Annotated in this window: 28 protein-coding genes and 1 riboswitch; of the genes, 24 read left to right on the top strand and 4 right to left on the bottom strand. The window is 47.8% G+C overall.

What is annotated here, in order from left to right; genetic code table 11:
- Nucleotides 1-24 precede the first annotated feature (24 nt).
- The 16 genes from gspG (at nt 25) to K7I13_RS11315 (ending at nt 11,718) form a co-directional block, all read left to right on the top strand.
- The gene (gene gspG / locus K7I13_RS11390) at nt 25-474 is read left to right on the top strand and encodes a type II secretion system major pseudopilin GspG (protein WP_255949308.1); all 450 of its coding nucleotides are present in this window, start codon (nt 25-27) and stop codon (nt 472-474) included.
- On the top strand, nt 446-658 hold the full coding sequence (locus K7I13_RS11385; protein WP_255945765.1) for a hypothetical protein: 213 nt from the start codon (nt 446-448) through the stop codon (nt 656-658). Before gspG ends, K7I13_RS11385 begins: the two co-directional genes overlap by 29 nt.
- Complete coding sequence (locus K7I13_RS11380; RefSeq protein WP_255945763.1) at nt 651-1,160, top strand: PulJ/GspJ family protein; 510 nt, start codon at nt 651-653, stop codon at nt 1,158-1,160. Before K7I13_RS11385 ends, K7I13_RS11380 begins: the two co-directional genes overlap by 8 nt.
- A complete protein-coding gene (locus tag K7I13_RS11375; protein ID WP_255945761.1) occupies nt 1,157-2,176 on the top strand; it encodes a hypothetical protein in 1,020 nt (339 codons plus the stop codon). The genes K7I13_RS11380 and K7I13_RS11375 overlap by 4 nt, the downstream gene beginning before the upstream one ends.
- Nucleotides 2,173-3,321 carry a PilN family protein gene (locus K7I13_RS11370; protein WP_255945759.1) on the top strand — a complete coding sequence of 383 codons (1,149 nt, stop codon included), beginning with the start codon at nt 2,173-2,175 and terminating at the stop codon, nt 3,319-3,321. Before K7I13_RS11375 ends, K7I13_RS11370 begins: the two co-directional genes overlap by 4 nt.
- Nucleotides 3,308-3,802 (top strand): type II secretion system protein M, encoded by a 495-nt coding sequence (locus K7I13_RS11365; RefSeq protein ID WP_255945757.1) that lies wholly within the window; start codon nt 3,308-3,310, stop codon nt 3,800-3,802. The genes K7I13_RS11370 and K7I13_RS11365 overlap by 14 nt, the downstream gene beginning before the upstream one ends.
- Nucleotides 3,792-4,283, top strand: a complete 492-nt coding sequence (locus K7I13_RS11360; protein ID WP_255945755.1) for a hypothetical protein — start codon at nt 3,792-3,794, stop codon at nt 4,281-4,283. Before K7I13_RS11365 ends, K7I13_RS11360 begins: the two co-directional genes overlap by 11 nt.
- Nucleotides 4,284-4,288: 5 nt before the next feature.
- Nucleotides 4,289-4,969 (top strand): carboxypeptidase regulatory-like domain-containing protein, encoded by a 681-nt coding sequence (locus tag K7I13_RS11355; protein WP_255945753.1) that lies wholly within the window; start codon nt 4,289-4,291, stop codon nt 4,967-4,969.
- A 213-nt stretch (nt 4,970-5,182) separates the two neighbouring features.
- Nucleotides 5,183-5,334, top strand: a riboswitch (FMN riboswitch).
- A 79-nt stretch (nt 5,335-5,413) separates the two neighbouring features.
- Complete coding sequence (locus K7I13_RS11350; protein ID WP_255945751.1) at nt 5,414-6,457, top strand: BMP family ABC transporter substrate-binding protein; 1,044 nt, start codon at nt 5,414-5,416, stop codon at nt 6,455-6,457.
- A gap of 170 nt (nt 6,458-6,627) precedes the next feature.
- Entirely contained in the window at nt 6,628-8,130 is a 1,503-nt protein-coding gene (locus K7I13_RS11345; RefSeq protein WP_255945748.1) for an ATP-binding cassette domain-containing protein, read from the top strand.
- A complete protein-coding gene (locus K7I13_RS11340) occupies nt 8,127-8,702 on the top strand; it encodes an ABC transporter permease subunit (RefSeq protein WP_255945746.1) in 576 nt (191 codons plus the stop codon). The genes K7I13_RS11345 and K7I13_RS11340 overlap by 4 nt, the downstream gene beginning before the upstream one ends.
- Nucleotides 8,690-9,163, top strand: coding sequence for an ABC transporter permease subunit (locus K7I13_RS11335; RefSeq protein WP_369413756.1), 474 nt, complete (start codon nt 8,690-8,692; stop codon nt 9,161-9,163). Before K7I13_RS11340 ends, K7I13_RS11335 begins: the two co-directional genes overlap by 13 nt.
- Nucleotides 9,160-10,020 (top strand): ABC transporter permease subunit, encoded by an 861-nt coding sequence (locus tag K7I13_RS11330; RefSeq protein ID WP_255945744.1) that lies wholly within the window; start codon nt 9,160-9,162, stop codon nt 10,018-10,020. The genes K7I13_RS11335 and K7I13_RS11330 overlap by 4 nt, the downstream gene beginning before the upstream one ends.
- Nucleotides 10,021-10,093: 73 nt before the next feature.
- The gene (locus K7I13_RS11325; RefSeq protein WP_255945731.1) at nt 10,094-10,774 is read left to right on the top strand and encodes a DbpA RNA binding domain-containing protein; all 681 of its coding nucleotides are present in this window, start codon (nt 10,094-10,096) and stop codon (nt 10,772-10,774) included.
- A 198-nt stretch (nt 10,775-10,972) separates the two neighbouring features.
- Nucleotides 10,973-11,536: a hypothetical protein gene (locus K7I13_RS11320; protein WP_255945729.1), complete on the top strand. Its 564-nt coding sequence runs from the start codon at nt 10,973-10,975 to the stop codon at nt 11,534-11,536.
- Nucleotides 11,537-11,550: 14 nt separating this feature from the next.
- Nucleotides 11,551-11,718 (top strand): hypothetical protein, encoded by a 168-nt coding sequence (locus tag K7I13_RS11315; RefSeq protein WP_255945727.1) that lies wholly within the window; start codon nt 11,551-11,553, stop codon nt 11,716-11,718.
- Nucleotides 11,719-12,015: 297 nt separating this feature from the next.
- Here K7I13_RS11315 and trxA read toward each other — a convergent pair whose 3' ends face one another.
- Nucleotides 12,016-12,342 carry a thioredoxin gene (trxA, locus tag K7I13_RS11310; RefSeq protein ID WP_255945725.1) on the bottom strand — a complete coding sequence of 109 codons (327 nt, stop codon included), beginning with the start codon at nt 12,340-12,342 and terminating at the stop codon, nt 12,016-12,018.
- Between the two features lie 243 nt (nt 12,343-12,585).
- Here trxA and K7I13_RS11305 point away from each other — a divergent pair, with 243 nt between their 5' ends.
- Entirely contained in the window at nt 12,586-13,392 is an 807-nt protein-coding gene (locus K7I13_RS11305; RefSeq protein WP_255945722.1) for a phosphatase PAP2 family protein, read from the top strand.
- 18 nt (nt 13,393-13,410) lie between these two features.
- On the opposite strand, the gene K7I13_RS11300 is transcribed toward K7I13_RS11305, so the two are convergent.
- The gene (locus tag K7I13_RS11300; protein ID WP_255949304.1) at nt 13,411-14,166 is read right to left on the bottom strand and encodes a TrmH family RNA methyltransferase; all 756 of its coding nucleotides are present in this window, start codon (nt 14,164-14,166) and stop codon (nt 13,411-13,413) included.
- 221 nt (nt 14,167-14,387) lie between these two features.
- Here K7I13_RS11300 and K7I13_RS11295 point away from each other — a divergent pair, with 221 nt between their 5' ends.
- Genes K7I13_RS11295 through K7I13_RS11265 form a run of 7 tightly spaced genes read left to right on the top strand, consistent with a single transcriptional unit; the run spans nt 14,388 to nt 21,403 of the window.
- On the top strand, nt 14,388-15,434 hold the full coding sequence (locus K7I13_RS11295; protein ID WP_255945720.1) for a TetR/AcrR family transcriptional regulator: 1,047 nt from the start codon (nt 14,388-14,390) through the stop codon (nt 15,432-15,434).
- Nucleotides 15,419-15,565 carry a hypothetical protein gene (locus K7I13_RS11290; RefSeq protein ID WP_255945718.1) on the top strand — a complete coding sequence of 49 codons (147 nt, stop codon included), beginning with the start codon at nt 15,419-15,421 and terminating at the stop codon, nt 15,563-15,565. The genes K7I13_RS11295 and K7I13_RS11290 overlap by 16 nt, the downstream gene beginning before the upstream one ends.
- The gene (locus K7I13_RS11285) at nt 15,562-15,924 is read left to right on the top strand and encodes a hypothetical protein (protein WP_255945716.1); all 363 of its coding nucleotides are present in this window, start codon (nt 15,562-15,564) and stop codon (nt 15,922-15,924) included. The genes K7I13_RS11290 and K7I13_RS11285 overlap by 4 nt, the downstream gene beginning before the upstream one ends.
- Nucleotides 15,921-16,928: a TolC family protein gene (locus K7I13_RS11280; RefSeq protein ID WP_255945714.1), complete on the top strand. Its 1,008-nt coding sequence runs from the start codon at nt 15,921-15,923 to the stop codon at nt 16,926-16,928. The genes K7I13_RS11285 and K7I13_RS11280 overlap by 4 nt, the downstream gene beginning before the upstream one ends.
- A gap of 22 nt (nt 16,929-16,950) precedes the next feature.
- Nucleotides 16,951-17,907, top strand: a complete 957-nt coding sequence (locus K7I13_RS11275) for an efflux RND transporter periplasmic adaptor subunit (protein WP_255945712.1) — start codon at nt 16,951-16,953, stop codon at nt 17,905-17,907.
- Entirely contained in the window at nt 17,907-21,131 is a 3,225-nt protein-coding gene (locus K7I13_RS11270) for an efflux RND transporter permease subunit (RefSeq protein ID WP_255945710.1), read from the top strand. The genes K7I13_RS11275 and K7I13_RS11270 overlap by 1 nt, the downstream gene beginning before the upstream one ends.
- Nucleotides 21,128-21,403 carry a PG0541 family transporter-associated protein gene (locus K7I13_RS11265; protein ID WP_255945708.1) on the top strand — a complete coding sequence of 92 codons (276 nt, stop codon included), beginning with the start codon at nt 21,128-21,130 and terminating at the stop codon, nt 21,401-21,403. The genes K7I13_RS11270 and K7I13_RS11265 overlap by 4 nt, the downstream gene beginning before the upstream one ends.
- A gap of 111 nt (nt 21,404-21,514) precedes the next feature.
- On the opposite strand, the gene K7I13_RS11260 is transcribed toward K7I13_RS11265, so the two are convergent.
- Together K7I13_RS11260 and thiD are read right to left on the bottom strand one after the other, a co-directional pair.
- Nucleotides 21,515-23,701: an ATP-binding cassette domain-containing protein gene (locus K7I13_RS11260; protein WP_255945697.1), complete on the bottom strand. Its 2,187-nt coding sequence runs from the start codon at nt 23,699-23,701 to the stop codon at nt 21,515-21,517.
- A 13-nt stretch (nt 23,702-23,714) separates the two neighbouring features.
- Nucleotides 23,715-24,524, bottom strand: coding sequence for a bifunctional hydroxymethylpyrimidine kinase/phosphomethylpyrimidine kinase (gene thiD, locus K7I13_RS11255; RefSeq protein WP_255945695.1), 810 nt, complete (start codon nt 24,522-24,524; stop codon nt 23,715-23,717).
- Between the last annotated feature and the right edge of the window lie 390 nt (nt 24,525-24,914).

Here is a 24,914-nt window from a genome sequence, read left to right as displayed (position 1 = left end):
GGTTATGGATAAAGCAAAAAGAAAATCGCGGCCTCCGGTAAAAAGCATTACACCGACCCGGAAGGGGGCTGGACCGTTATTGAAACGATCATTGTAATCGGCATTGTCCTGCTGTTAACGTCCTCCGTCGGTCTCATGACGGTACGGTATCTTGATAAGGCAAAAACAGCTTCGGTACGGAGCCAGATCGAAACATTCTCCATGGCCCTCGACGCCTATTATCTTGACTGCGGCTTTTACCCGTCCCAGGACCAGGGACTCCGGTCTTTATGGGAAAAACCGAATAATGAACCTGTCCCCCAATTCTGGAACGGACCCTATATAAACAAACCGGTTCCCAAAGACCCCTGGGGAAATGACTATGTATATACGGTTCCCGGGACTAACGGGCTGCCGTTCAGTATCCGGTCCCTGGGTGCCGACGGCAGGGAAGGAGGAACGGGAAATGATGCGGACATCGGCTCGTGGGAATAATGACGGCTATGTTTTGCTTGACGCGATCCTGCTTATATTCATAACAGGACTCACGGCAATCGTGGTTTTTTCCTCCATCTCTTCCGTAACAAAACTCTCCGTACGGAGCATGGAAAATGCGGAAGCCATTATTCTCGAAAATAACACGAGGGCGGAAAAAAGGATAAGCGCTTACGATGAATAAGAATGAAGAGGGTTTTACCTTTATGGAAGTCCTCGTGGCAATCGCCATAATAAGCATAATAGGATTGTCCTTATTATGGGGAATTGCTTCAATTTCCGATTCGGTAACGAGAGCCCGCGAAAACGCCCGCCTCGCGCTGTCGCTGCTTAAAGCTGATGAATATATCCGCGAACGGACAGCGGAAATCCGCATTCCTTACTGGGAACGGAACATAACGTTCGAGTCTTCCGGATCCTCCGCAAGCATTCCGTGGTACCAGGGAGACAAAAACGCTTACCTCCGTTTCTTTACCGAGAATAATACGGTATATGCTGAGACTGAATTCAATGGAGAAACGGCAAAACTTGCGCTCCTGACCGGAATTGAAAATATTGAAATACGCATTCTGGAAAATAAAAACGGAGCCCCGGCAGGGCTCGAAATAATCTATATGCTGAAGGGAAAAGAATACAGAACCGTCAGTCCCTTCGCGTCCATACCGATCGCAGGAAAAACAGCATGAAACAGGATTCTGAAACCGGCGCGGCGGCGGTCAGCTTTCTCATTATCCTTTTTTTCCTTTCCGCGGTCGCGGCAGGCGCGGGCTTTTTTATTTCTTCTGTTATAAAAATGGAAAACCGTTACCGCCAGAGCAGCAGCAGGGAAAGTGAAATCGGACTTATTCTGGAAAAAATCCTTGAAGATTTATATACGGATCAGACCCCGGAAGTAAACAGCCCGGATGATCCGGTGTGGGCCTGGAACGATACGGCTGAAAACGGTTATTCCATTTCCATTATTCCCCTGTCCGACCGCCTTAATCCCAATTTTGTGCGGAAGAATGTTTTTGAAAAAACCTCCCTGCATGATCTTTTTCTTCCCGGAAGAACGGCGGACGACCTGCAGCAGTTCAGGGAAGAAAACGGACTGTCTTTGTCGGAGACTATATATGAGACTTTTTTTGATGAAAAAATTCTGTCTTCGTATTTTTCCGCATACGGCTGGGCCAATATAAACCTGATAGATGAATTTGCCGCGCGCCAGCTTGCGCAGTCGCTTACCGGTTCTTCATATACCGGCGAATCATTCAGAAACCAGATTCAGACCCTGCTCATTACCCAACAGCTTGTGGACAGAAATACGTTAAGGGAAACCCTGGCCGGCAGCTATGACGATTTTTTTCCTGTCATAAACGCGGAGCCCCTGATGAATGTTCATTTTATGGAGCCCTTTCTCTTAAAAGAACTCATTGCCTACCCCGATTATAATATTTCATCGCCGAATGTCAGATACCAGGAGATTCTCTCCCTGAGGGAAAAGGGGAGCATAACCCAGGAAACCCTGGCCAATATTCTGGGGATTGATAAAACTAACAGACTTTTCTATTATATTGGTTGTATAACATGGTTTTGGGAAATAAAAATCGAAAATGAAACCACAGTAAGCAGTACTATAGTTTGCCGGTTCCCGCAGGAAGGCATAGACGCGTCGGGTGAGATCAGATACCAAATAGTTGAACAGAGGTATAATAAAAAATGAAACTGGCCATTGCTGATTCAAAAAAAGACGCATCCGGTACCGGCATTATTACGGATATGTCCGGATATGACGCCCTGCTTGTTTCTCCAATGGATGTCCATGTGTATTTCCTCAATTTACCGGAGCTTAATCAGGCACACTATAAGGGCGCCATTACCTTCCAGCTGCGCACGCTGTATCCCGGCGATCCCGCGGAAACGGTTTTCGATTATAGAACTGTAAATAAAACCAAACGCGGCCCGGATTCACAGACAGCGGTCTTTGTTACTGAACGCGCGGTTCTTGAAACATACAAAACCAAAAACGTTCCCCTGCTTTCCGGACTCGCCTTTCTGACAGCGGCCGCTGAAAAAAGTACGGGAACGGTAAAGGCTGTGTTTCTTCTTACAAAAAACTGGTTCGAGGCGGCCGCGTTCAGGGACCAGGAACTGGTCAAATACACGTCGGGATACATTACAGGATCAAAAACAGCACAGGTCCTTGCCGCTTTCTGTTCGGAATTCGAAAACGAACCTCTGTCCATACAGCTTATTTCACGGTCCGCGGAACAGAACCGCTGCAGGGAATATGGAATGGAACTGGAAGGAATTTCAGAAACATTAAGCTATTTAAAACTGGAAGAAATGGCGGACAGTCTGAAATTATCCAGGACCGAAATTTTCAGCGCGCGTAAAAAAAACAATCGGATAAACCATAAACTGGTAATCGCTGTCATTATCCTTCTGGTCCTCTGTACGTCATACATTACGCTCAGGGTTTTAACCTCGCGGACAGAAAAACAGTTAACTGAAGTAAAAGCATATTATGAAAAGAAGATGGCGCTCAACCGGAAGGCGGACCTGCTGGACCAGGAAATTTACAGACTGGCCGAAATGAACGGAAGCGGCTCAATAAACCCTGCGTATAATATGTATGAGATAATTTCGGAAATACACGGCGCTCTTTCGGGGGCGTGGGTCAAGTCTCTGGTTATACGGGAAAACAGCTTTAATATCGAAGCTGAAGGCGCGGATTCGCTGAAAGTGCTGCAGCTGCTGAGGGAATCTTCCGCGTTTTCAAATATCACCCTGCATCAGGCGTCCCCTTCAAAAATCAGGGGAGAACAGTTCTCTATTTCAGGAAGTATCAGCTATGACAAAAAATGAAAAGAGATTGACGACTGTTTTTATCTGGCTGTGTATTATTGTTCTCTTTGCGTTCCTGTTTATTTCAGAATCGGAAAAACTGATCCGGGCGAGGGACTCCATTGTTCAATATTCGGACCTGCTTGAAAAAATGCCTCAGGCTGACGAACAGCATATTGCCGTTCTTGAAAACAGGCTGGAGGTTCTCAGGAACACCCAGCCGGCGGGCAACACAGGCAGGCCGCAGAATATCACGGATATAACAGCTGCGGTCCGCGCGTCCCTGACAAAACACGGAATACAGGCTGAACGGTTTCAGATCAGCGGGAAACATCCCGATGAATCGGTGGAATTTATTCTCCGCTGCAGTCCTGTTTTATTTTTCAGATTTCTCAGGGATGAGTCCGAGGCGGAACAGTTATATATAACCTATCTGAGTATCAGACCATCAAGGGATTCATCAACTACAGATATAAATATGAGAATAAGCAATGCGAAATAAACTGATTGTGCCGGAAATCCTGTTATGCGCCGCAGCCGTACTGATCCCGGTGATACTCGGCGGAGTATTCCGGCTGCCGGAAAAACCTGCTGACAGCCCTTCTGCCAGGACCGTTATCGCTGAAGAATTTTCCCAGGAAGGGACTTTCAATGCCGGAAAAAAAACATACAGTCCGGAAACGCTTGCCTGGTCTTTCAGGATTCCGCAGCCGGCAGTACCGGAAGAGACTTCCGCGCCCGAGCCGGCTGCCGCAGAACCCGAGGAAAAAATTATTCCGGGCGGAAACAGAATCAAGCTCCTCGGCATTATACGGGACGAAAACGCGACCGAACGTCTGTATTTGAAAGACGGCCAGAACGGAAGACTGTATAAGGTCAGACTTGACGGGACCGACGAAAACGAAACCAGAATTATCCGGCATTCGCCTGACGCCTACATTGTCAATATCAGCGGCACATTATATAGTATTAAAAAGGAATAAGTTTTATGAAAAGAGTATTCATATGCATACTGTTTGTTACCGCTTTCTTTTCTTTCTCCTGCGCGACCAATTCCCGGCAGAAGAAGCTGGTCCCCACCCTTGCGGGAATGATTTATGACAGGGAGAACAAACCGGTAAATAATGCCGATATATACCTGGACGGTGAATACAGCGCATCAAGTGATATTCACGGTCATTTTTTTATTGAGGGCGTTAAACCGGGTACCGCCTACCAGATAATGGTACTGAAACAGAATTATGAAAATATCAGACTCGACAATATCGTATATACCGATGATGATACAATCATCTATATAAATATGTTTTCTTCTGACCAGCTTATAGCCGAGGCCGAGCGGAGCATTCAGACAAAAGAATGGTATAAAACGGAAACCTTCTTGAAACGGGCGGAACTGGCGTCAGGCGACATGCTGTCCATACGCTATCTGGGCGCGGTGCTTGCCTATCAGCGGGAACAGTACGATGACGCCCTTGTCACGCTTCTTGACCTGGCGGACCAGGAAAAAAACATGGCGTACCTGTTTCTTTTCATTGCGGATATCTATCAGTACCACAAGAATGAACCGGCGCAGGCCGCTGTTTATCTTGAAAAATTTCTGGTAATCCAGTATGACGCCGATGTATACGCGAGACTGGCAGAGCTAAAGGTGCCTGACAAAGGCTGACAGCTATTCCCGATACGATAGCTGATACGATGAGCTATCGTATCGCATACACCTGATTTTCAGAAACCATACACACGCTGAATTATCTTTCTCATTACCGGAGTCACTTTTTCAGAAAAATTAACAGAAGGGACTGTCGTACCGGCGGGCTTATTTTCCGTACGGAAAACAGCCTTGTCTATTGACTGAAATCAATGACGGTAGTACATTTATCTTGTACTTCGGGGCAGGGTGTAATTCCCTACCGGCGGTTAAAGTCCGCGAGCGGTATATGAATGACAGGATTAAAAATGTCCGGTAAATATACCTGCAGATATGGCGTAATTCCATAACCGACAGTAAAGTCTGGATGAGAGAAGGACAGTTTTCCGCACTGGATCAGAAGAACGCTCTTTTTTCATGACATCCCCGAATTCCGATACAACTTATTCCGGAGGAATTATCATGAAATCTTTTTTTTGCCGCCGCTGTCTTTTCCTTATGACAGTCATCCTTTCTCTCGGTTTTTTTGCCTGCTCAGGAAAAAATAAATCAGGAGAAGAAATCAGGATTGCAGTATTTGTTCCGGGCATTGTTTCGGGAAGCCCGGTATATGAAATGCTGACGGAAGGTGTTACTGAAGCCGTTCAGGAAGGCCGTGAAAACGGAAAAAAAATAAACCTTACAATTTATGAGGCCGGCGTTAATCAGGCTGAATGGGAAATGAAAATGATTTCCCTGTGCGCCGAGGATTCCTATGATCTGATTGTATCGTCAAATCCGTCAATTCCAGAAATTGCGGCGGCGGCTTCGGCCCGTTTTCCGCAGCAGGAGTTCCTTATTCTTGATTCCCGGTACACCGGAAATCCGAATATTACTACATTCAGTTACAATCAGAGAGAACAGGCCTATGTTGGCGGATATATTTCTGCCCTTGTCAGCATGAGTTCAATGCGATACGCAAATCCGGAAAAGAAAATAGGCCTCATCGCGGCCCAGGAATATCCTGTAATGCTCAATACAATTCTTCCTGCATACAGGGAAGGCGCGAGGGCAGTTGATCCGGGATTTGAGGTTGACTTCAGAATTGTCGGCAGCTGGAACGACGCGGTCAGAGCGGCTGAACTTGCCCGCTCGATGAAAAGTTCAGGATCCGATGTTATTATGCCTGTTTCAGGGGCGGCCAATCAGGGTGTTATCACAGCCGCAAAGGAAAGCGGTTTTTATATCACATGGTTTGATGACAATGGATATTCAAAGGCTCCGGGCTATGTTATCGGGAGCGCAGCGATGCGCCAGGACAAACTTGCAAAAAATGCGACCCTTGCCTGGCTTGACGGAACGCTGGACAGGGGACAGGCCATAACGGTCGGAATCGCGGACGAATATGTCGATTTTATTTCCGATGATCCGCTGTATATCAATACGGTTCCTCAGGATATCCGTGAAAAAATGGCCGCGCTTATGGACAGACTGTATTCGGGAGAGCTTGAACTGTCCGCGGAATAAAATACCCCGCCGCAGAGCAGCGGAGTATTTTTCTCTCCCGAGGAATTGGTCTCGGGTTTAATGCCATGGAACCTACAAAAGCTAACGTTTTTATAGGTTATTATAAACAGCGCCTCAGAGCAACGGGTATTAAACCCTCGCCTCGAATAAGCGGCGCAAAAAACGCGGATATGCAAACAATCAAAGTCGACGACATCTATAAGGTCTTCAGCACAGTCCCGGATGAACAGGGAGGGCCGCAGGATGTTGTCGCGCTTGACGGCATAACACTGAATTTCTCCGCAGGCGAAATTCATACCCTTCTCGGAGAAAACGGGGCGGGAAAGTCGACGCTGGTACATATCCTTTCAGGACTTCAGCAGCAGACCGGCGGATCGGTCTTCATAAATAATCAGGCTTTCCGGTTTGAATCTCCGTTCGACGCTCTTACCGCGGGAATAGCTATGGTCCATCAGAATCCCTATATTGCCCGGAACATTTCTGTACTGGAAAATATTATCGCGGGATCGCGGGGCCCCTTTCTCCGGAAAAAAAAACGGGAAAGGGAAATACGGAAAATTGCGGAAACCTGGAATATCCCGGTTAATCTGCACGCGTCGGCGGGAACACTGACTCCTGCCGGAAGACTCCGCACTGCCCTTCTCGCCGCTCTTTTCCGCAAACCTGCCTTTCTTATTCTTGATGAACCGTCCGCGGTATTATCCAGGGAAGAGAGGGAGGATTTTTTTTCGGCATTACGGGAAGCCGCTGCGCGGGGACTGGGCATAATCCTCATTACCCACCGGATTGAAGAAGCGCTCCGGTGGTCTGACAGGATTTCAGTACTCAGACAGGGCCGCCTTATTTTCAGCTCGCCAGTCAGGAATAGCGCCGGCGAAATTGAAATAACAGAAGAACAGCTTGCGGATATGCTCGGACTGCGCCGGCCGGCTGAACCGGAAAATCCCGCGAAACTTTCATACAGTGCATCCTCACAGAAAGGAACGGAACTGACGGTCTCAGGACTTTCCGCAAAGCCTCATGGACGGCAGCATCTTGCGGATATTTCCTTTACGGTCCGGCCGGGCGGCATAACGGGAATAGTCGGGCTTCCGGGAAGCGGGATCGAAACCCTGGAAGACGTTCTTTCCGGCATGATACGCGCAGGGTCGGGAAAAATCGGATTACGAAGAGGACCCGGTGAAAAAAACAGTATATCATTTGACGCCGGAAACATAACTCCGGCAATACTCCGCGGTCACGGGATTTCCATAGTCCCGTCAGACAGATACTTCCGCGCAACCAATCCCGGCCTGACCATTTTTGAAACAGTGACCGTATACCGTTCCGGGAAATGGAATTTTCCCCGCAGGGAAGACAGAATCTTTGTTCAGGACATCCTCAATGAAGAACGTATCCCTGCGTCTCCGGAACGGCCATTGCGTTCTTTATCAGGCGGACAGATCCAGCGTCTTGTTCTTGCCCGTGAACTTAAAACAGGACCGGAAATTCTTATCCTCTCGCGGCCTGAATGGGGACTGGACATCCGCACAACGGAACTTCTCCATGAAAAACTGAAACAGGCAGCAGACTCGGGAGTAAGCGTTCTTTTATTGAGCGGAGAACCGGAAGCGTCTGACGGGTTTTCCCTTTTTAATGAAGTATATTACATGAGAGAAGGAACTATCTTATGAAACGCCATCTTCCTTCAGTTATCGCGCTGGCGGCGGGTTTTGCCGGCATTACGGTATTTCTTTTATTTTCGGGCAAGAATCCCGGCATTACACTGTCCGCCTTTTTTATCAAACCCTTTTCTTCCTGGTGGCATCTCGGCAATATGCTGAACATGATGGGATTAATACTTTTTGCCGCGGCCGGTTCAGCGCTGGCCCTGCAGGCCGGAACATTTAATCTCGGCGGTGAAATTCAAATTTACGCGCCCGCGCTTGTTACCGCGGTAATGCTCACGCCGGGTAACAATTCGGGAGCAGGAGCGGTATACCGCATTATCCCGGCCCTTATCTGCGCCTGCGCCGCCGGAGCTGCGCTCGGATTTATTCCGGGGATATTACGGGCAAAGCTGAAAATAAATGAACTGCTTTCCTCTTTCCTGCTGTCAGCCGCGCTTGTTCCGGTTGTCGATTATCTGGTCGGCGGCCCGCTCCGGGACAGCGGAAAAAATCTGCTCGCGACCCGGTTTATTCCTGAAAATTTCCGCATTCCGCCTTTTCTTAATCCTTCCTATTTTAATATATCTTTTTTATAGCCGTTTTACTGACTGTTCTTGCATGGCTTTTTCTGAAAAAAACAGGCCCCGGGTACCGTTACCGGATCAGCGGACAGGCTCCGGAATTCGCGCGCTTTACCGGCTTGCCTGTCGGCCGCGTTACCGTTGCGGGAATGACTCTGTCAGGACTCTTTCACGGCCTTACCGGTTTTTTTGCGGTTACAGGAACCTGGTATACCTGTCATCAGGGTTTTTCCGCGGGGATGGGATGGGCGGCGCTTGCGATTGCGCTTATCGCAAAAAAGAACCTTCTTGCGGTCATTCCGGCGGCGTTTCTGTACACATGGTTTGAAACTGCCTCCGAAACCGCAATGCTTTCAACACAATTCAGCTTTGACGCGGCCTCGCTTATACAGGCATTTATTTTCCTTTTTATCACCATGCAGATTGTCCCGTTTTTACGCAGCAGACAGGCCCTGCGGCCGGAGAAAAAAACATGAACGAAGCTTTTTTCTCGATTCTGACGATTTCGGCGCCGCTTCTTTTTGCAACCCTCGGGGCGCTCTGCTCGGAATACGCAGGAGTCCTGGCTGTTTTTATGGACGGGACTATAACCCTTGCCGGCTTTTTATGCATAATGGCAACAGCGGTGACAGGCAGCCCCCTGCTAGGATTCCTGTTTTCAGCGGGCTGCACAGTGCTGCTGCTTTTTGCCGTTTCGGTTTTTACCGAAAAAACCCGCGCCAATCCGTTTATTACCGGGCTGTCGATAAACCTCTTTGCCGCCGGCATCACTTCCTGGCTTTCAGTCATGTTATACGGAACACGGGGAGTAATCAGCCTGACTGAAATCAGCGGCCGTTCCGCCTCATTCGTTACGCCTTTTTTCTCATCCTCCGCAATGCCCGCCGCGGCCCTTGCCGCGGCCGTTTTACTCTTTTTTATAGTCCGGTATACATCCTTTGGCCTGAATCTGAGAATTTCCGGCGCCGCTCCCGATGTTTTGACAATCAGGGGCATATCCCCTTCCCGCTGCAGGACAGCTTCCTGGTGTATCGCCGGTTTTTTCGCAGCCTGCGCCGGAGCGGCGCTTACACTCAGGCTCGGGGCCTTTGTGCCGAACATAAGTTCCGGCAGAGGCTGGACCGCTCTTGCGGCCGTATATCTTGGTTACAGAAATCCTCTCTTATGTATCCCGGCCGTTCTTATCTTCGCATCGGCGGAGTATATTACAACAGTACTTCAGGGGACGGGAAATATTCCCGCGACCCTTATTCTTGGCCTCCCCTATGCTCTTGCCCTCCTGGTTTTTATTCTTGCGCCCGCCGAAAAAGCGGAAAAACAGGAAAGGCCATAGCCCAAACCGTGGAACTCCCATTGAGCAAGTCGGGATTTTATGACAAAATAAATAACTGGTAGGAGATTTTACTGTGTCAAAGACATCAAAAAACGAATTAAATGATGAACAAGTTGTGCTTTTCCTAAACGATATTGTGGAAAAAATCCGTACTGAAGCGGATCCGTCGGAGCTTAATAAATTCCGCAGCCTTTTCCGCAGATCAGTACCTTTTTCGCTTCGTTCCTATTTTGCAGCCTATGTTCTTATGAAAATGAATGAAGGAAAATTTTCCGGTAAATTTGATATTCCTGCAAAAAGCAGCCGTTTTGGAAAATCACCCAAGGACCGTGCTTCCCGGACAAAAGACCGCCGGGAAGGAACCAAACAGGGGAAACCCGCCAAAGAAAAACATTCCGCCGATGCGGTCAAACAGGAACCCCGGCCTGTCCTGCCGGAGGATATTTCGACCACCCTTTTTATAAGCATCGGAAGAAACAGACGTGTTTTTCCCCGCGACATTCTGGGGCTCATCCTGCAGAACGTGGAAATGAACCGCGATAATATCGGCGATATCCGTATCCTTGATAATTACTCATTTGTCCAGGTTCTGATTGAAGACGCGCCGAAAATAATCGAAGCCCTTGATAATTATGAATACAGGGGAAGAAAACTGGCGGTAAATTTTTCCCGGAAAAAGGATGAACTTGACGATCAGGCAGATGCCGAACAGGCCGATGTGTCTGAAACCGAAGAGAACAGCGCCGAATCCTGAAACCGCCCGTCCGGATAACGGGAATTCCTGTTATTATTTGAGAGGACGGAGCGGCGCCGGCTGAAAAGGCGGCGGGATAGCAGAGTTGTCCTTAAAACAAAAGTTTTAAGGACAACTACCGTTAAAAAATTGCACATTCGGGCTTTTGCCGGAAAAGTGCAGGACCTGCCCGGCAGGTTTATTGTATACTCTGTAATTATGAAAAAACTTTTTCTTCTTTTTTCTATTCTGGTTATTCTCATTTTCTGCGGCTCGTGCGGCAGCCGGTATTCGACCGAGGGAATGGCTATTGCTGCGGATTTACCCGGGGACCATATATGGAAACGCGCGGTCGCTGCGAAATTCACGGCGGACAATGATCCCGGACGCCCCCGCCCCGGAAAGCTCATGGAACGGCAGATCGCGAAAACACCTTCAAAAAAACTTACGGGCGAATATGAAGTAATCTTTGCATTGAGCTATGATGAAAACGGAAATGAAATAAGGACCTTTATCAGCGCTGAAAAAAACGGACTGCCGGCGGAAGAAGAAGAACTGAATCTCGGGCAGGCAAATGCCGAAACGGAAACACCTGTTCTCCAGAACCTGGACCCCTTCGATCCGGCGACCCAGTCCCGGGTATATATTAAGGAAACAGATGAGACGCTTGAAATAAACGGGATAATGACTGAAGCGGTTGATTTTCTTTTTTTGGAGAAGAAAATTTTACCTATTCCGGGGTTACCTTCATTGATCCTGAAAGCGGACTTCCGCTCCGGATAGATTATTATGTCAGCATGAATATGAACGGGTCAGGCGGCGAAATCAGATCCATCCAGCTGTGGAACCTCGAAGAAAGCGGACGCTGGTACCGGACCAGTTCGGCCTTCGCGATGAGAGTCCATTACGCGATTTTTTTCTCCATGTCTATGTATCAGGAAGATATCTGGTCCGATTTCAGTTAAATACGGCACACTGTCCATCTTATTATCTATACTCTATCAATATACTATATCGTTATACTATATTAATAGAGTATAGGTTTTGCGGATAAACTACCTCGCCGCAGAGCAGTCAGCTCGAAGAGCTGCAGATCTTCGGTCTGGGGTATTTGCAGGCCGCGGAAGCAACCGTTAAATCAGTACCTTACAGAACCAGCCGAAGGCTGATTAAACCCTCGTCTCGAATAAAAAAACACTGCATCCCCTCTTCCGGGGAAAACAGTGTTTCGCTGAAACAGGAACCGGCAAAAGCCGGATTTTTCAGTCTGCCTGGATATGGGCTTTAATCAGTTCGACTATTTTTTCTTTCGGCATGTAGCCGCTTGCCCGGTCAACACCCTGGCCTTTTTTAAAAATAATCATGGTTGGGATACTTGCGATATTGAATTTGGAGGCAAGATCCGCTTCTTCGTCAACATTTACTTTGGCGACAATGGCTTTCCCCGCCACATCTTTTTCAACTTCTTCCAGGACAGGGCCGAGCATTCTGCAGGGGCCGCACCAGGGAGCCCAGAAATCGACCAGAACAGGAACATCCTGATTTATAACCTTGTCAAAGCTTGCTGCATTTGTGTGTAAAACCGCCATTTTGAACCTCCTCATACATATTATTCAGAAATCCGGACCCGCATAAAAACGCGGATTTTCTTCTGTCCGGACCGTTTGTAACGGATATATGCGGGTATGCTTTCTTCCCGTCTACCTTCATAGTTAAATATACACAAATTTCACGCCGGAAAACAGTATATTCTTGGCGTTTTTGGAGAAAAAGGGTACACTTATGGTATAATAGTATAATTTCACCATACTTTTATATTATGGAGTGCTTTTGTGAAAAAGATCGTTCTGTTAGTCTGTGCGGTGTGTATATGTTCCAGCCTTTCCGCGCAGATCCTTGACGTTGACCTGCATCCGGATTTTTATGAGCCGGTTTTCAAACTCAGCTGGATAACTGATCCCATCATTATCGCGGCCGGAATCGGATTAAATATCAGCGGTTATCTCCTCCAGAAAGACGCCCCGGCATGGGACGGGGTGATCAGGGATACATCCGAAATTAATGGCTTTGACCGGCTGCTCGTTTTTCCCTATTCGGAAGGCCTCGATATTGCGGGAACGGCGCTGCTCGCACTCTCGCTGGAATTGCCCATAATAGGACTCCTTGCGCCGAAAGAGGAATGGCTTACCTTTTTTGTGATGTATGCGGAATCTGTGCTGTTTGCCCAGGGATTGAAAGAAACGATGAAATCGATGGTCGTCAGGTACCGCCCGTATATGTACAAAAGCAACCCCTCAGAAAACGACATTGACGCGGATGATCATATCCGGTCCTTTCCTTCAGGGCATACAACACTTGCCTTTACCGGGGCGGTATTTGCGTCGTATACATTCTGGTCATATTTTCCGGAATCAAAATGGCGGATACCGGTCCTCGCGGGTTCAATGACTCTTGCCACCTCGGTCGCTGTCCTGCGTATTTTCAGCGGCAATCACTTTTTAACCGATGTTCTGACCGGAGCGGCCATAGGAGCGCTTTCGGGGTTCGGCATTCCGTTTCTGCACAAACTGAACGCCAGGTTCAGCCGTCTGGAATTCACCGCAACAGCGGGAGGGGCCGCGGTTACCTACAGATACTGAACCGCCTGCCGGCCTTTGTCAGAGGCCGGACAGTTCATACAGAAACACAGCCGCCGACTGCGCAACATTAAGGCTTTCCACGTTTCCGCTCCCCGCGATACGGATCAGGTGATCGCAGGATTTTTTTACCGGTTCGGAAAGCCCTGTTTCCTCATTCCCGAGAAAAAGCAGAATCATATTATGACCGTCAGTGAGTTTTCTTATATCCGAAAGCCTGTTCCTTGCCCTGGGGTCTGTTCCGATCCTGACAGCCTGGCCCGCGGTTTTTTCGGCCAGCCACTGGGCTGAAGATACCCGGTACAGTTCCACAAATTCCATCCCTCCCTGGGCGATGCGGTATGTGCTGGTTGTTATCTGGGCCTGGCCGTCATCCTCGCTTATAACCAATTTCGTTATGCCGAAAAAGGCCGCGCTCCGGATAATCGCGCCGAGATTGTTCGCATTTCCCACCCGGTCGCAGACAAGAACTTTTTCCCCTGCCTGCCGCCAGGCCGCCAGGGCATCGAATTCAAGGCGGGGAATTTCCGGAAAGGAAATCATCGCCACTACACCCTGGTGGTGGACGCTTCCGCACAGTTTTTCAAGCTCGCTCTCATCTTCCACCATGCGGTACAGTTTTTTTTCGGCTGCCAGCCGTCTGCATATTTCGCCGAAAAAGCGGGAACGGTCTTCGGAGAAAAAAAGCCGCTGAATTTTTCCGGGATTCTGCTCCGCGAGAGCCCGGACCGCTTCAAATCCGCAGACCGCCAGTTCCTGGTGCTGTTTGTTTTTCATTGTTGTTTTACCTTTCAAAATAGTATGCCGCGGAAGCTTTTTCAATTATATTGCAGAATGTTGCGTATTACTGCAGAAACATCATTTTCCCGCGTTCGCTGACAAAGCCTGCCGTTTTTATGCAGCAAATTGTAACCCTTGCTTGACACTAGTGTTATATTTTGTTATTTTTCTAGTTACCGAACGTTCGGTAACCAGAAAAAAGGTGCAGGCATTTTAAAGTGGATACTACAGCTACTATATCAAGGCGTGAACAAATTATCAACGCGGCCTTTTCAGCCGCCCACGAATCGGAACAGTGGAGCCTTGCCGATATTGCCGGACGGATAGGTATTTCAAAAACAGCAATTTACAGGCATTTTAAAAACAGAGAAGGAATTGAACAGGCAATGAATGACCGGTTCTTCCGGGAAGTGGGCGATGTTATAGCCCGGCAAGACAATATTACAATATCTTCCGTGCGGACGGCCTTCACGGATTTTTTCCGTTCACACCCTGAATATTTATGTTTTTTTATCCGCAATCTGTTCAGCCTGCCAGGATATGCCCTCCTTCTGATTGATTATCTTGAAAATGAATTTCCGGTAATTGCGGAAACCATACAGGTTATAAAACAACTCCCTGAAGATGAACGCGACGAAATAACCATTTTTATTATAAAAAACACCCTGTCCATTATAAGCGGGTCTTTCTCCGAATGGAATACCAAAACAGCTCCGGAAGAATTATACCATATTCTCCGGAATGGCATTGCTTCCCACGAGGTCCCGGATGACAAACGGCTTTTTGAACTCGAAACCATCGCACATATTGACACATCGGAACTGCAAAACAGGAACAAGCTTTTTAATGCCATTGCGGCGACTGTCCAGGAGCATGGCATGGCAAATGCCAGTATCGGCCGTATTGCCAAAGAGATGGGAATGGCAAAAAGCAGCCTGTATAATTATTATTCGACAAAGCAGAAAATGTTTTCCGAGCTTATCAGAAATGAGGTGGACAGTCTGCAGGAACTTATCACTCCTCGGATTACAAGCGTCGATTCCGTGTTTGAACAGATGTATATAACAATGTGCGTGTACGGAAACTATCTGTACCTTAAGCCCGATATACTTCCAGTATTTAACTGGATGAGATACAATATGGTGCGCCAGGCGTCCGAGCCCCATACTGTTTCGCAGGAAGAGGACGACTTTGTCAAACCATATTATGTAAACCAGCTGTTTCCTCCCGGAGGGGAACAAAAAAGAAAATGCTTGAATTCATAAAATGGTTTTCAATGTTAAGTGTAAGTATTGTTCTCCAGAGTTATGACAACAAACTGGATGAAAATAAAGTCAGAAAAAATATCCGCATGATGTTCAAGAGCATAATGAACGGAGACAAGGAGATACTATGAAACTAAAACAACGCGGCATAATCATACTTTGTCTGCTGTTGTGCTGCGCAGGTCTTTTTGCGCAGCAGAGTCCGCAGGAAAACAGCGAGCCGATGATACTTACTGTTGACGACGCTGTCAGTCTTGCCATGGAAAATAATATCCAGCTTTCTTCAACCGCAATAGATTTACGCATAAAGAAACGCGCGAATGATTTATTCTGGAATTTATTTCTCCCATCGGTACAGGTAACCGGAACTGTGGCACGGACAAACAATATGACAAACCCCTATGATGCCATACTGCAGGTATTACCGGGATATACGCCGGCGGACATAACGGAACCGGACCACTGGACCGTGAGGGCGGGCTTACCATGAGCCTCAATCTGAGCCTCGCGCTTTTTGAAGGGCTCCGAGCGGTTCGGCAGAATTATGAACTCGGCAATATTACCTATGAACAGGCCCGGCAGCAGACCGAACAGAATGTACGGAAAGCTTTTTACGGAATACTGGTCCAGGAAGGAAGCCTCAGCCTGGCGGAAGAAAAGCTCGAAATAAGCGAGAACAGGCTCAGGCAGACAAGTATCAATTACCGCAACGGGCTTGTTCCGGAACTGAGCTATCTCCAGACCCAGCTCGCGGTCGAAACGCAAAAACCGGCCCTTATGGAAACAAGGCTGAACCTGGAACAGCAGAAAAACCTGTTTGCGTTTTTGATCGGGCTTCCGATTGGAACCGTTATCGAACTGTCCGGCGAAATCGAACCGGAGGTTGTAATCTATGATGAAGATGAAATGGTGAATAAATACCTTCTGAACAATCTGGATATTGCCATACTGCGGAAAAATATCGATCTTTTAAATACGCAGCGGAAGGCTTCGGCATTCCAGAGGTTTACCCCGGCCATTTCCATCAGCCAGTCCTTTGCTCCCTATCTTTCACCGATAAACGAAAACTGGTTTAACGGGAATAACTGGACTGACTCCGGGTCCTTCAGTGTGACACTGGCGTTTGACATTATGGGGATGATGCCGTTTTCCACAACAGGACAGACCGCGGCGGATACAAAGGACAATATCAAGAAACTTGAACTGAACATGCAGCAGCTGGTATACAATACGGAATTGCAGATACGGAACCTGGTGCAAAAGCTGGAAAAATCTAAGACAGCGATAACCGCGATGGAATTAAACGTCGCGATTGCCGAAAAAGCATACAGGCTGACTGATGAGGGATACAGGGCGGGTACAATAGAATACCTCGATCTGAAAGACGCGGAGAACACCATGATGCAGGCAAAGCTGGGCGTTCTCGGTGAGAAGTTTACATATATGTCAACGCTGCTGGACCTTGAAACAGTGTTGAACACCAAATTGAATTAAACGGGCTAAAAAGGAGCATACAATGCACAGTAAATTGGTACAGAAAATAGGGATCGTCGCAGCAGGCCTTATGCTTTGCGGGCTTCCATTCATTTCATGTTCCCGCGGAGGGGCGTCCGGAAATGCAGATGCGCAGGAACAGGAACCGCAGATTATTTACGCAGTCGCAACGACAACCGCAACAAAGGGAGAGCTGAATGATTACCTTGAATTCGGCGGAGATGTTGCGGCAAAAACATCAATAGATGCCCTGCCGGACGCTACCGGAAGAATCATGGAAGTGAGGGTGCGGGTTGGAGATACTGTTGTAAAAGACCAGGTCCTGGCGCTTGTTGACGCATCCCGTCCGGGAATGAATTACGAACCCAGCCCGGTAAAGGCTCCCATCAGCGGGACAGTTACAGCGGTGAATGTGGTCCCCGGAAGCATGGTTTCCCAGCAGTCTTCGGTCGCAAAAATCGGAAAGATGGAAACGCTCGAAATTACAATGAATGTACCGGAACGGTATGTTTCAAAAATTAAACTGGGACAGATGGCCTATCTCCGGTTTGACGCATACCCCGGAGATGTTTTCCCGGCGAAGATAACGGAAGTAAGTCCGGTCCTTGATCAGTCGGCCCGGACAATGAGTGTAAAGCTTTCACTTATTGAAAAAGATGACCGGATTAAAGCCGGTATGTTTGCAAGGGTCAAACTGATCACGGACACAAAGTCAAACACTGTTAAAATTCCGGACAGCGCGGTTGTGAGCCGGTTCGGGGAAACCTTTGTTTTTGTCGTTGAAGACAACGCGGGAAAAACCATTGTAAAGCGGCATCCGGTAAAAGTAGGCTTGAAAGTTGATGATAAGGTGGAAATTTTATCAGGACTTCAGCCCGGCGATGAAATCATTATACGCGGGCAGACACTTCTGGAAGACGGTTCTGTAGTAAATATCGTTTCAAGAACTGCGCCCTTACCTGAAATGGAGACAATTTAATGGGTATTTCAAAAACGGCCGTTAACAAGCCGACAACCGTTCTTATAATATTTATCATTCTTACGGCTCTGGGTATATACGCAACCTTTGATCTGCCTCTGGATCTTTTACCTGATATTGAGCTTCCCTATGTAGCCGTTGTAACCACATATCCGGGCGCGGGTCCTGAGGAAGTTGAAAAACGCCTTTCCCGGCCTATTGAAAGCGCCCTCTCAAGCGTATCCGGTATAGAGTATCTTGGTTCAAGTTCATCAAACAGTTCGAGTGTCGTATATATACAGTTAACTTACGGCACCAATCTGGATGAGTCAATGAATGAAATCCGTGAAAAGCTGGACTATATAAAGAGTTCCTTGCCGGATGAAGCGTCGACCCCGATGATTTACAAAATGAATCCGGATGTTATTCCTATTATGGCCTATGTCGTCAGCGGAAACCGTTCGCAGGAAGAGCTTCGGGATTACGCTGAAGATGTTCTTCCCAAAATAGAACAGCTCGATGGCGTTGCGAGCGCCTACGTAACCGGCGGACGCGAACGGGCAATCCGCGTGGAAATTCCCAGAGACAGGCTTCAGGCGTATGATCTTACCATTACACAGGTAGCCCAGATGATCGGGGCCCAGAATATTCAAATAGCCGGAGGTACTATAACCGAAAATGACCTGAACTATACAATCAGTACAGTCGGTGAATACAAAACGCTTGATGATATACGCAATACTGTTATTTCATATAAGGTGGCGGGTTCAACGGAAATAGCAATGATGGGCGGCCCTATGCCGTCCATGGTTACCGTACGCCTCAGGGATATTGCGGACGTTTTTGACGGTTTCAAGGACCCGGAATCGGTTTTCTATTTCAACGGGGAACCCTGCGTACAGATCTCGGTACAGAAAAAAAGCGGTTACAACTCGGTCCAGACAGCACGCTCTGTCCAGGAACGTATGGAAGAAATCATCAGGGACTCGCCCGCAGATATCCAGATAACGGAAGTTTCAAACACGACAGACATTATACAGCGTTCGGTGGATAATGTCGTATCGAGTACTCTTTCAGGGGCTCTGCTTGCAGTTATTATCCTTTTTATCTTCCTGCGGAGTTTCCGGAGTACGCTCATTATCGGTCTCACAATTCCGATATCACTTATCATAACCCTTGGGATTATGTACTTTACCGGCAATACCCTGAACCTGATGACCCTTGCCGGGCTTGCGCTGGGCGTCGGTATGCTTGTTGATAACTCCATCGTTATCCTTGAGAACATCTATACATACCGCGAAAAGGGTGCGAAGCCGACAACGGCGGCCATACTCGGTTCGCAGGAAATGATTCTGGCGATTTCGGCCTCAACCCTTACTACCATTTGTGTATTCCTTCCCCTGATTATGTACCGCAGCCAGCTCGGTATGGTCGGTGAAATATTTGAAGGACTTGCTTTTACAGTAGTAATATCGCTGGTCTGCTCGCTTGTAGTAGCTATTGTTCTTGTTCCTGTTCTTTCAAGCAAGTATTTCAAAATCGGCAGCAAACGGGACAGGACCTATAAGGGCTTTTTCGGAAAGATCGATTACACGCTGATGAAGTTTTTTGAATGGCTCGATTCAGCTTATGCTTCAGCAGTCCGCTGGATATTGCGCCATAAACTGATTACCATAGGGACGATTTTGGTACTTCTTATTATCAGTCTGGCTGCCATTCCTTCCCTCGGCTTTGAATATATGCCGTCATCGGCGGCGGATTCAGTTGATGTGAGTCTTACCATGCCGGTCGGGACACAGCTGGAAACAACGGAAGCTGTCCTCAGGCAGCTTGAGCAAAGCGTTTACCGGGACATCAAGGGTTATGAATCTGTTATACTGGTTGTGGGAACCGGAGGCATGTTCGGCATGGGCGGGGCGTCATCCTATATGGGATCAATGACAATATATCTGCCCCCGGTCAAGGACCGGATTGAATCCGAAGAAGATATCAAGCAAAAGCTCCGCGGATATTTTAATGAGTTCCCGGGCGCAAGCTTTACCATCAGCGACGGCGGAATGATGAGTATGGGAGGCGGGAGCACCGCCGTCAACGTCAAGGTAAAATCGGAAGATTTGGGAAAGGCCCGGGAAACGGCCCACGCGATCAAGAATGTTCTTACCGAAAAAGCGTCCGATTATGTTACGGAGCCGACTGTTGATCTCCAGGACGGATTGCCCCAGGTAAACATAGTTATTGACAGGGAACGTCTCTATAATCTCGGTCTGAATATCTATTCGGTCGGGCAGGAAATCAGGGCAAATATCGCTGGTGTCACTGCTTCACGGTTTCGGGAAGATGGCGAGGAAACCGATATTGTGGTTACTCTTGCCGAACAGGACAAAACAAACCTGAAAGACCTTGAGCAGATATTTGTTACAAACTCGCAGGGAGTCCGTATTCCGGTTTCCAGCTTTGCTTCATATGAAGAAGGTGTGGCGCCCATCAGTATTACCCGTGAAAATCAAAGCAGGATAATACAGGTAACGGCAGGAACAGTACCTGGGGTTTCAATAAATGATGTCCAGAGAAAAATAGAGTCTCTGATCCAGTCTGATGTTCTTATCGATCCGGCGGTACGCATTGAATACGGCGGCGATTATAAGGAAATGATGGAGGCCCTGCAGAAATTCGCTGTTATCATTCTTATGGCCATTGTTCTGGTATTCGGAGTTATGGCAAGCCAGTTTGAGTCCCTGCTCGATCCGTTTATAGTCCTCTTTACCATACCGTTAACCGTTGTCGGAATAGTCTTTATATACGCGGTAATGGGCCAGAAAATCAATGTTATGACCGCGGTCGGTGTGCTTATCCTGGTAGGTGTTATTGTTAACAACGGTATAGTTCTGGTCGATTATACCAACCTTCTGAGAAAACGCGGGCTGTCTCTGAAAGACGCCTGTGCGGAAGCGGCGCGAAGCCGTCTCCGCCCGATTCTGATGACCACGCTTACAACTGTTTTGGGACTGATCCCGATGGCATTTGCTCCCGGGGAAGGTTCGGAAATGGTACAGCCCATAGGACAGACTGTTCTGGGCGGCCTCTCGTTCGGTACTCTTATGACACTCTTCCTGATGCCTGTTCTGTATTATATTTTCAACAGAATACGCGAAAAAAGGGATGTTAAAAAACAGCTGCGCCGGGAACGAAAAGCCCAGCTTGCGCGCGAAAAGGCTCAGCTTGAAAATTTTGGAGGTACTAAATGAAACGGATTGAGATGTTTTTCAGCCAGGCTGTTGAAGAAGATATTCTGAACGTTCTGAAACCGATTCCGGAAGCGCAGTTTTTTACCCTGATTCCGAATGTCAAGGGCCGGGGATATTCAATGCCGAAAATGGGAGACTCTGTCTGGCCGGAATTCAATGAAGTCATGATAATATACTGCGAAGAAGAAAAGACAGCAACGCTTATTGCCGAAACAGTGGAAAAACTCCGGGAGCGATATCCGACCGAGGGAATTTCCATTTTCATTACCTGAAAAAGTTCCCCTGCCGTAAAGGGTACAGGGGGTCTGTTTTTCAGGCAGGGCCGCAGCCGGAGTTTTCAGTTTTTTCTGATGCCGGGGCTGCGGCCTTTTTTGTCTGCAAAACTATATTCTTATTTTTACCGACAGAAAAATACATAATCCGCAGAAAACAGGCAGAAGAAGACAGAATAAAACCTGCGGAACAGAGATTTTCCATTTGAGATAGCGGCTGGCGGTTTTTGAGTTATAATACCGGGCATTAATTGATTCCGCAAAACGCTCGGCGTGTATCAGAGTCCGCAGTATAAGCGGGACAAGCAGGGAAATCATTGATCTCACTTTTCCGTAAAGCCCCTTTTTGATTTCCGCTCCGCGGATAATCCTAGCGGCGGTAATCCTCGCCGCATCTTCAGACAGGACAGGAAGAAATCTGAATATGATTTCCGTAAGGAGGGAAATGTCCCGAACAGGAAGCCGTATTAAACGCAGGGGCAGGAGAATATCTTCCATTCCGTACATAATTTCAGTTTGGGAAGTTATAAAAACAAAAACCGACAGGGGAATAAGCAGAGCGATAAACCGCAGCACAAGAATAAACGAAAGAACCGTTCCCGAAAAAAACAGAATCTGAATAAGGACAATAATGATGAGCCAGGGAAGTATCTTTAAAACAGTAAGCCCCAGCTTCCTGAAGGAATAGCCGGCTATTCCGGCGGCAATACACTCGAAAAAAGTAAAAACAGCAAGCCAGAACCAGTTTTGAATTACCGCAGCCGTTATTACACAGCTTATCATATATATATATTTTCCGACCGGGAAAAGACGGTGGAAGGGCGTATCAAGATTCCGGTAAAACCCGGCGGAGGTTTTGCGCAATTTTTCCAGGCTTGCCTGGCCCGGCGTTTTATTTTTATCTTTTACCGGATATACCTTTTCAATGCCGGGAGTAAGGGAAGGAGACGGGTTTGCCGGATCCGGCAGGGAAATGACAGAATCAGCAATCAGGCACTCATCGGGTCTGTTTGTCGTAAACAGAATAGTTTTTCCGGCTTCTTTCAAATCAAGTATCAGTTTCAGCAGATGGGACTTGCTTTGCATATCAAGCCCTGAAGCCGGTTCATCCAGAAGAATTATTGAAGTATCCATTGCAAGAATACCCGCTATTGCCGCCTTGCGTTTTTCTCCGCCGGAGAGAGAAAAAGTCCGGCGTTCGGCGAACTGTGCGAAAGGAAGGCCGGCCATATCCATAGCCAGCTGTACACGCCGCTGCAGTTCTTCTCCGGCCAATCCTGCGTTCCGCGGAGCAAAGGCTACATCGTCAGCGACAAATTCTTCGAAAAGGCTTCCTTCGCTTTCCTGCACTACAAGGGAAACGGTTTCATCTTTAGCGACAAACAATTCACCCGATGCGGGACGCTGTAACCCTGCGATGATTTCAAGCAGCAGGCTTTTTCCGCATCCCGACTCGCCCATTATCGCGGTTATGCTGCCCTTTGTTGCCTTAAGCTGAAAGTTTTCGAGAGGCCCCAGGGAAATGCCGTTACATGCCAGAACAGGCGGACTATCTGACCGGTCATGGGATTGCTTCGCCTTTCCGCAGCCAAGGTCTTCTCCGGCAAGATTCCATGCCCTGAGCTGTTCATGTTTCAAAGAGTCCAGATGACCGGGCGGATTATCAAAAACAAGTTTCCCGCTGTTCATAACAAGAACCCTGTCAGCTTTCGCCGCTTCATCAGGATCATGGGTGATATGTATAATGGTCCCGCCGGCTTTATGATAGGAAGCAAGCCATTCAAGCAATTCAGCGCGGAAGGCCGGAGTTAACATGGAAGAGGGTTCATCAAGAACAAGAAGGCCGGGACGAAGCGCGTATATGTCGGCGAGAACAAGAAGCTGCTTCTGTCCGGATGATAACGCGGTAACAGGGAGCCGGGAAAGGCCGGCAAGCTTAAAGGCCTCCACAGATTCGGAAACCCTGTCCTCCAGGGTTTTCCGGTCGGCGTTCAGATTTTCCGGACCGAAAGCTATATCAAGTTCAGGAGTCTCCGCAATAATCTGGTCGGAAGGCGACTGGAACACCATAGCTACCGGAACGGAAGTCCGGGTTACGGCATCCGGATTTATACCGATATCTCCGCTGTCCGGCTTCTGCAAACCAGCTATACATCGGGCAAGAGTACTCTTGCCCGACCCGTTCGCTCCGACAATTGCCACATATTCACCGGGAGCAACCCTGAATGAAATAGCATCAAGCGCCGGCGCAGAGGTTCCGGGATAGCTGTATGTTACATTTTCTACTGAAAGTCTCATGCAAAAAGACTGATCAATTGAATCCCTTACGCCATGCGGCAGGATTTCCGGGACCGACCCATTGATTCAATTCAAAACTGTTTCTGAGACTGAGGGTAATAAATTTCTTTGCCCGGCTGACCGCTTCATAGGGTTCAAGATCAAAGGCCAGGCCTGCGGTTATTGCCGCGGCAGTGGTACAGCCTGAACCATGTATCCAGGTTGTATCAATCAGAGCGCTTTCGACCTGCAAAAACTCTTTACCGTTGTAAAAAATATCCACGGCGCTTGTCTGACCCTCAAGTTTCGATCCGCCTTTGACAAAGATATTCCTTCCCCCGCGTTCATGGATCCGTTTTGCGGCCGTTTTCATTTCTTCTATTGTTGCCGGGGTCTTCATTTCCGCCAGCTGTCCGGCTTCAAAAAGATTCGGAGTAACAACAAGGGAAAGAGGAAGTAGTTTTTCCGCGACCAGATTATTCAGTTCAGGGTTGAGGGCTTCATCGTTCCCCTTGCAAACCATAACCGGGTCTAGAACGTACCGGTCAATTTTATATTCCTTTATATATTCTGCGGCCAGATTTACCGCGTATGGGGTCCCGAGCATGCCGGTCTTCGCCGCCGACACTCCAACCCCTTTAAAAATGGTCTGGAGCTGCGCGCGGAGGGCCTTTTCTTCTATCGGAAAAACTTCATGGTGCCAGCAATTATCCGGGTCCATTGTTGCTATAACAGTTACAGCCGCCATACCATAGACGCTGTATTCTTCAAATGTTTTGAGATCCGCTTCCAGCCCTGCGCCGCCTGACGCGTCGGAACCGGCGATTGTTACAACCTTAATCATATTATAATACTCCATAATATCACGGTTTGCCTGATTGTCATTTGCTTAAAGATTTACCGGGCAAACGCTTACACCAGGAATCTCTGATCTTCCGGCAAGTTCAGAAATTATATCCCCCACTACAAGAGTATACCGAAATATACACACAAAGAACAATACTCCCGGAGTTTATCTTGACATTACTCTGTTGATTTGTCATTATAAAAATATATCTTTTTGTTATAGTCAAATACTTTAAATTATTTGACTATTTCCGATCATAAGTATTTCTGATATAAAGAATTAGTCAATTCTTTATATCAGAAACTTAAATAAAAAGTGTATATACGAATTAAAATGTTTTCGCGGATTCCCGGATGGGACAGCATGAACAAACCCGGACGATTATTA

It is taken from the genome of Brucepastera parasyntrophica (genome assembly GCF_022376835.1).
Classification (GTDB): domain Bacteria; phylum Spirochaetota; class Spirochaetia; order Treponematales; family Treponemataceae; genus Brucepastera; species Brucepastera parasyntrophica.
This window is presented reverse-complemented; position numbering and strand designations above follow the sequence as displayed.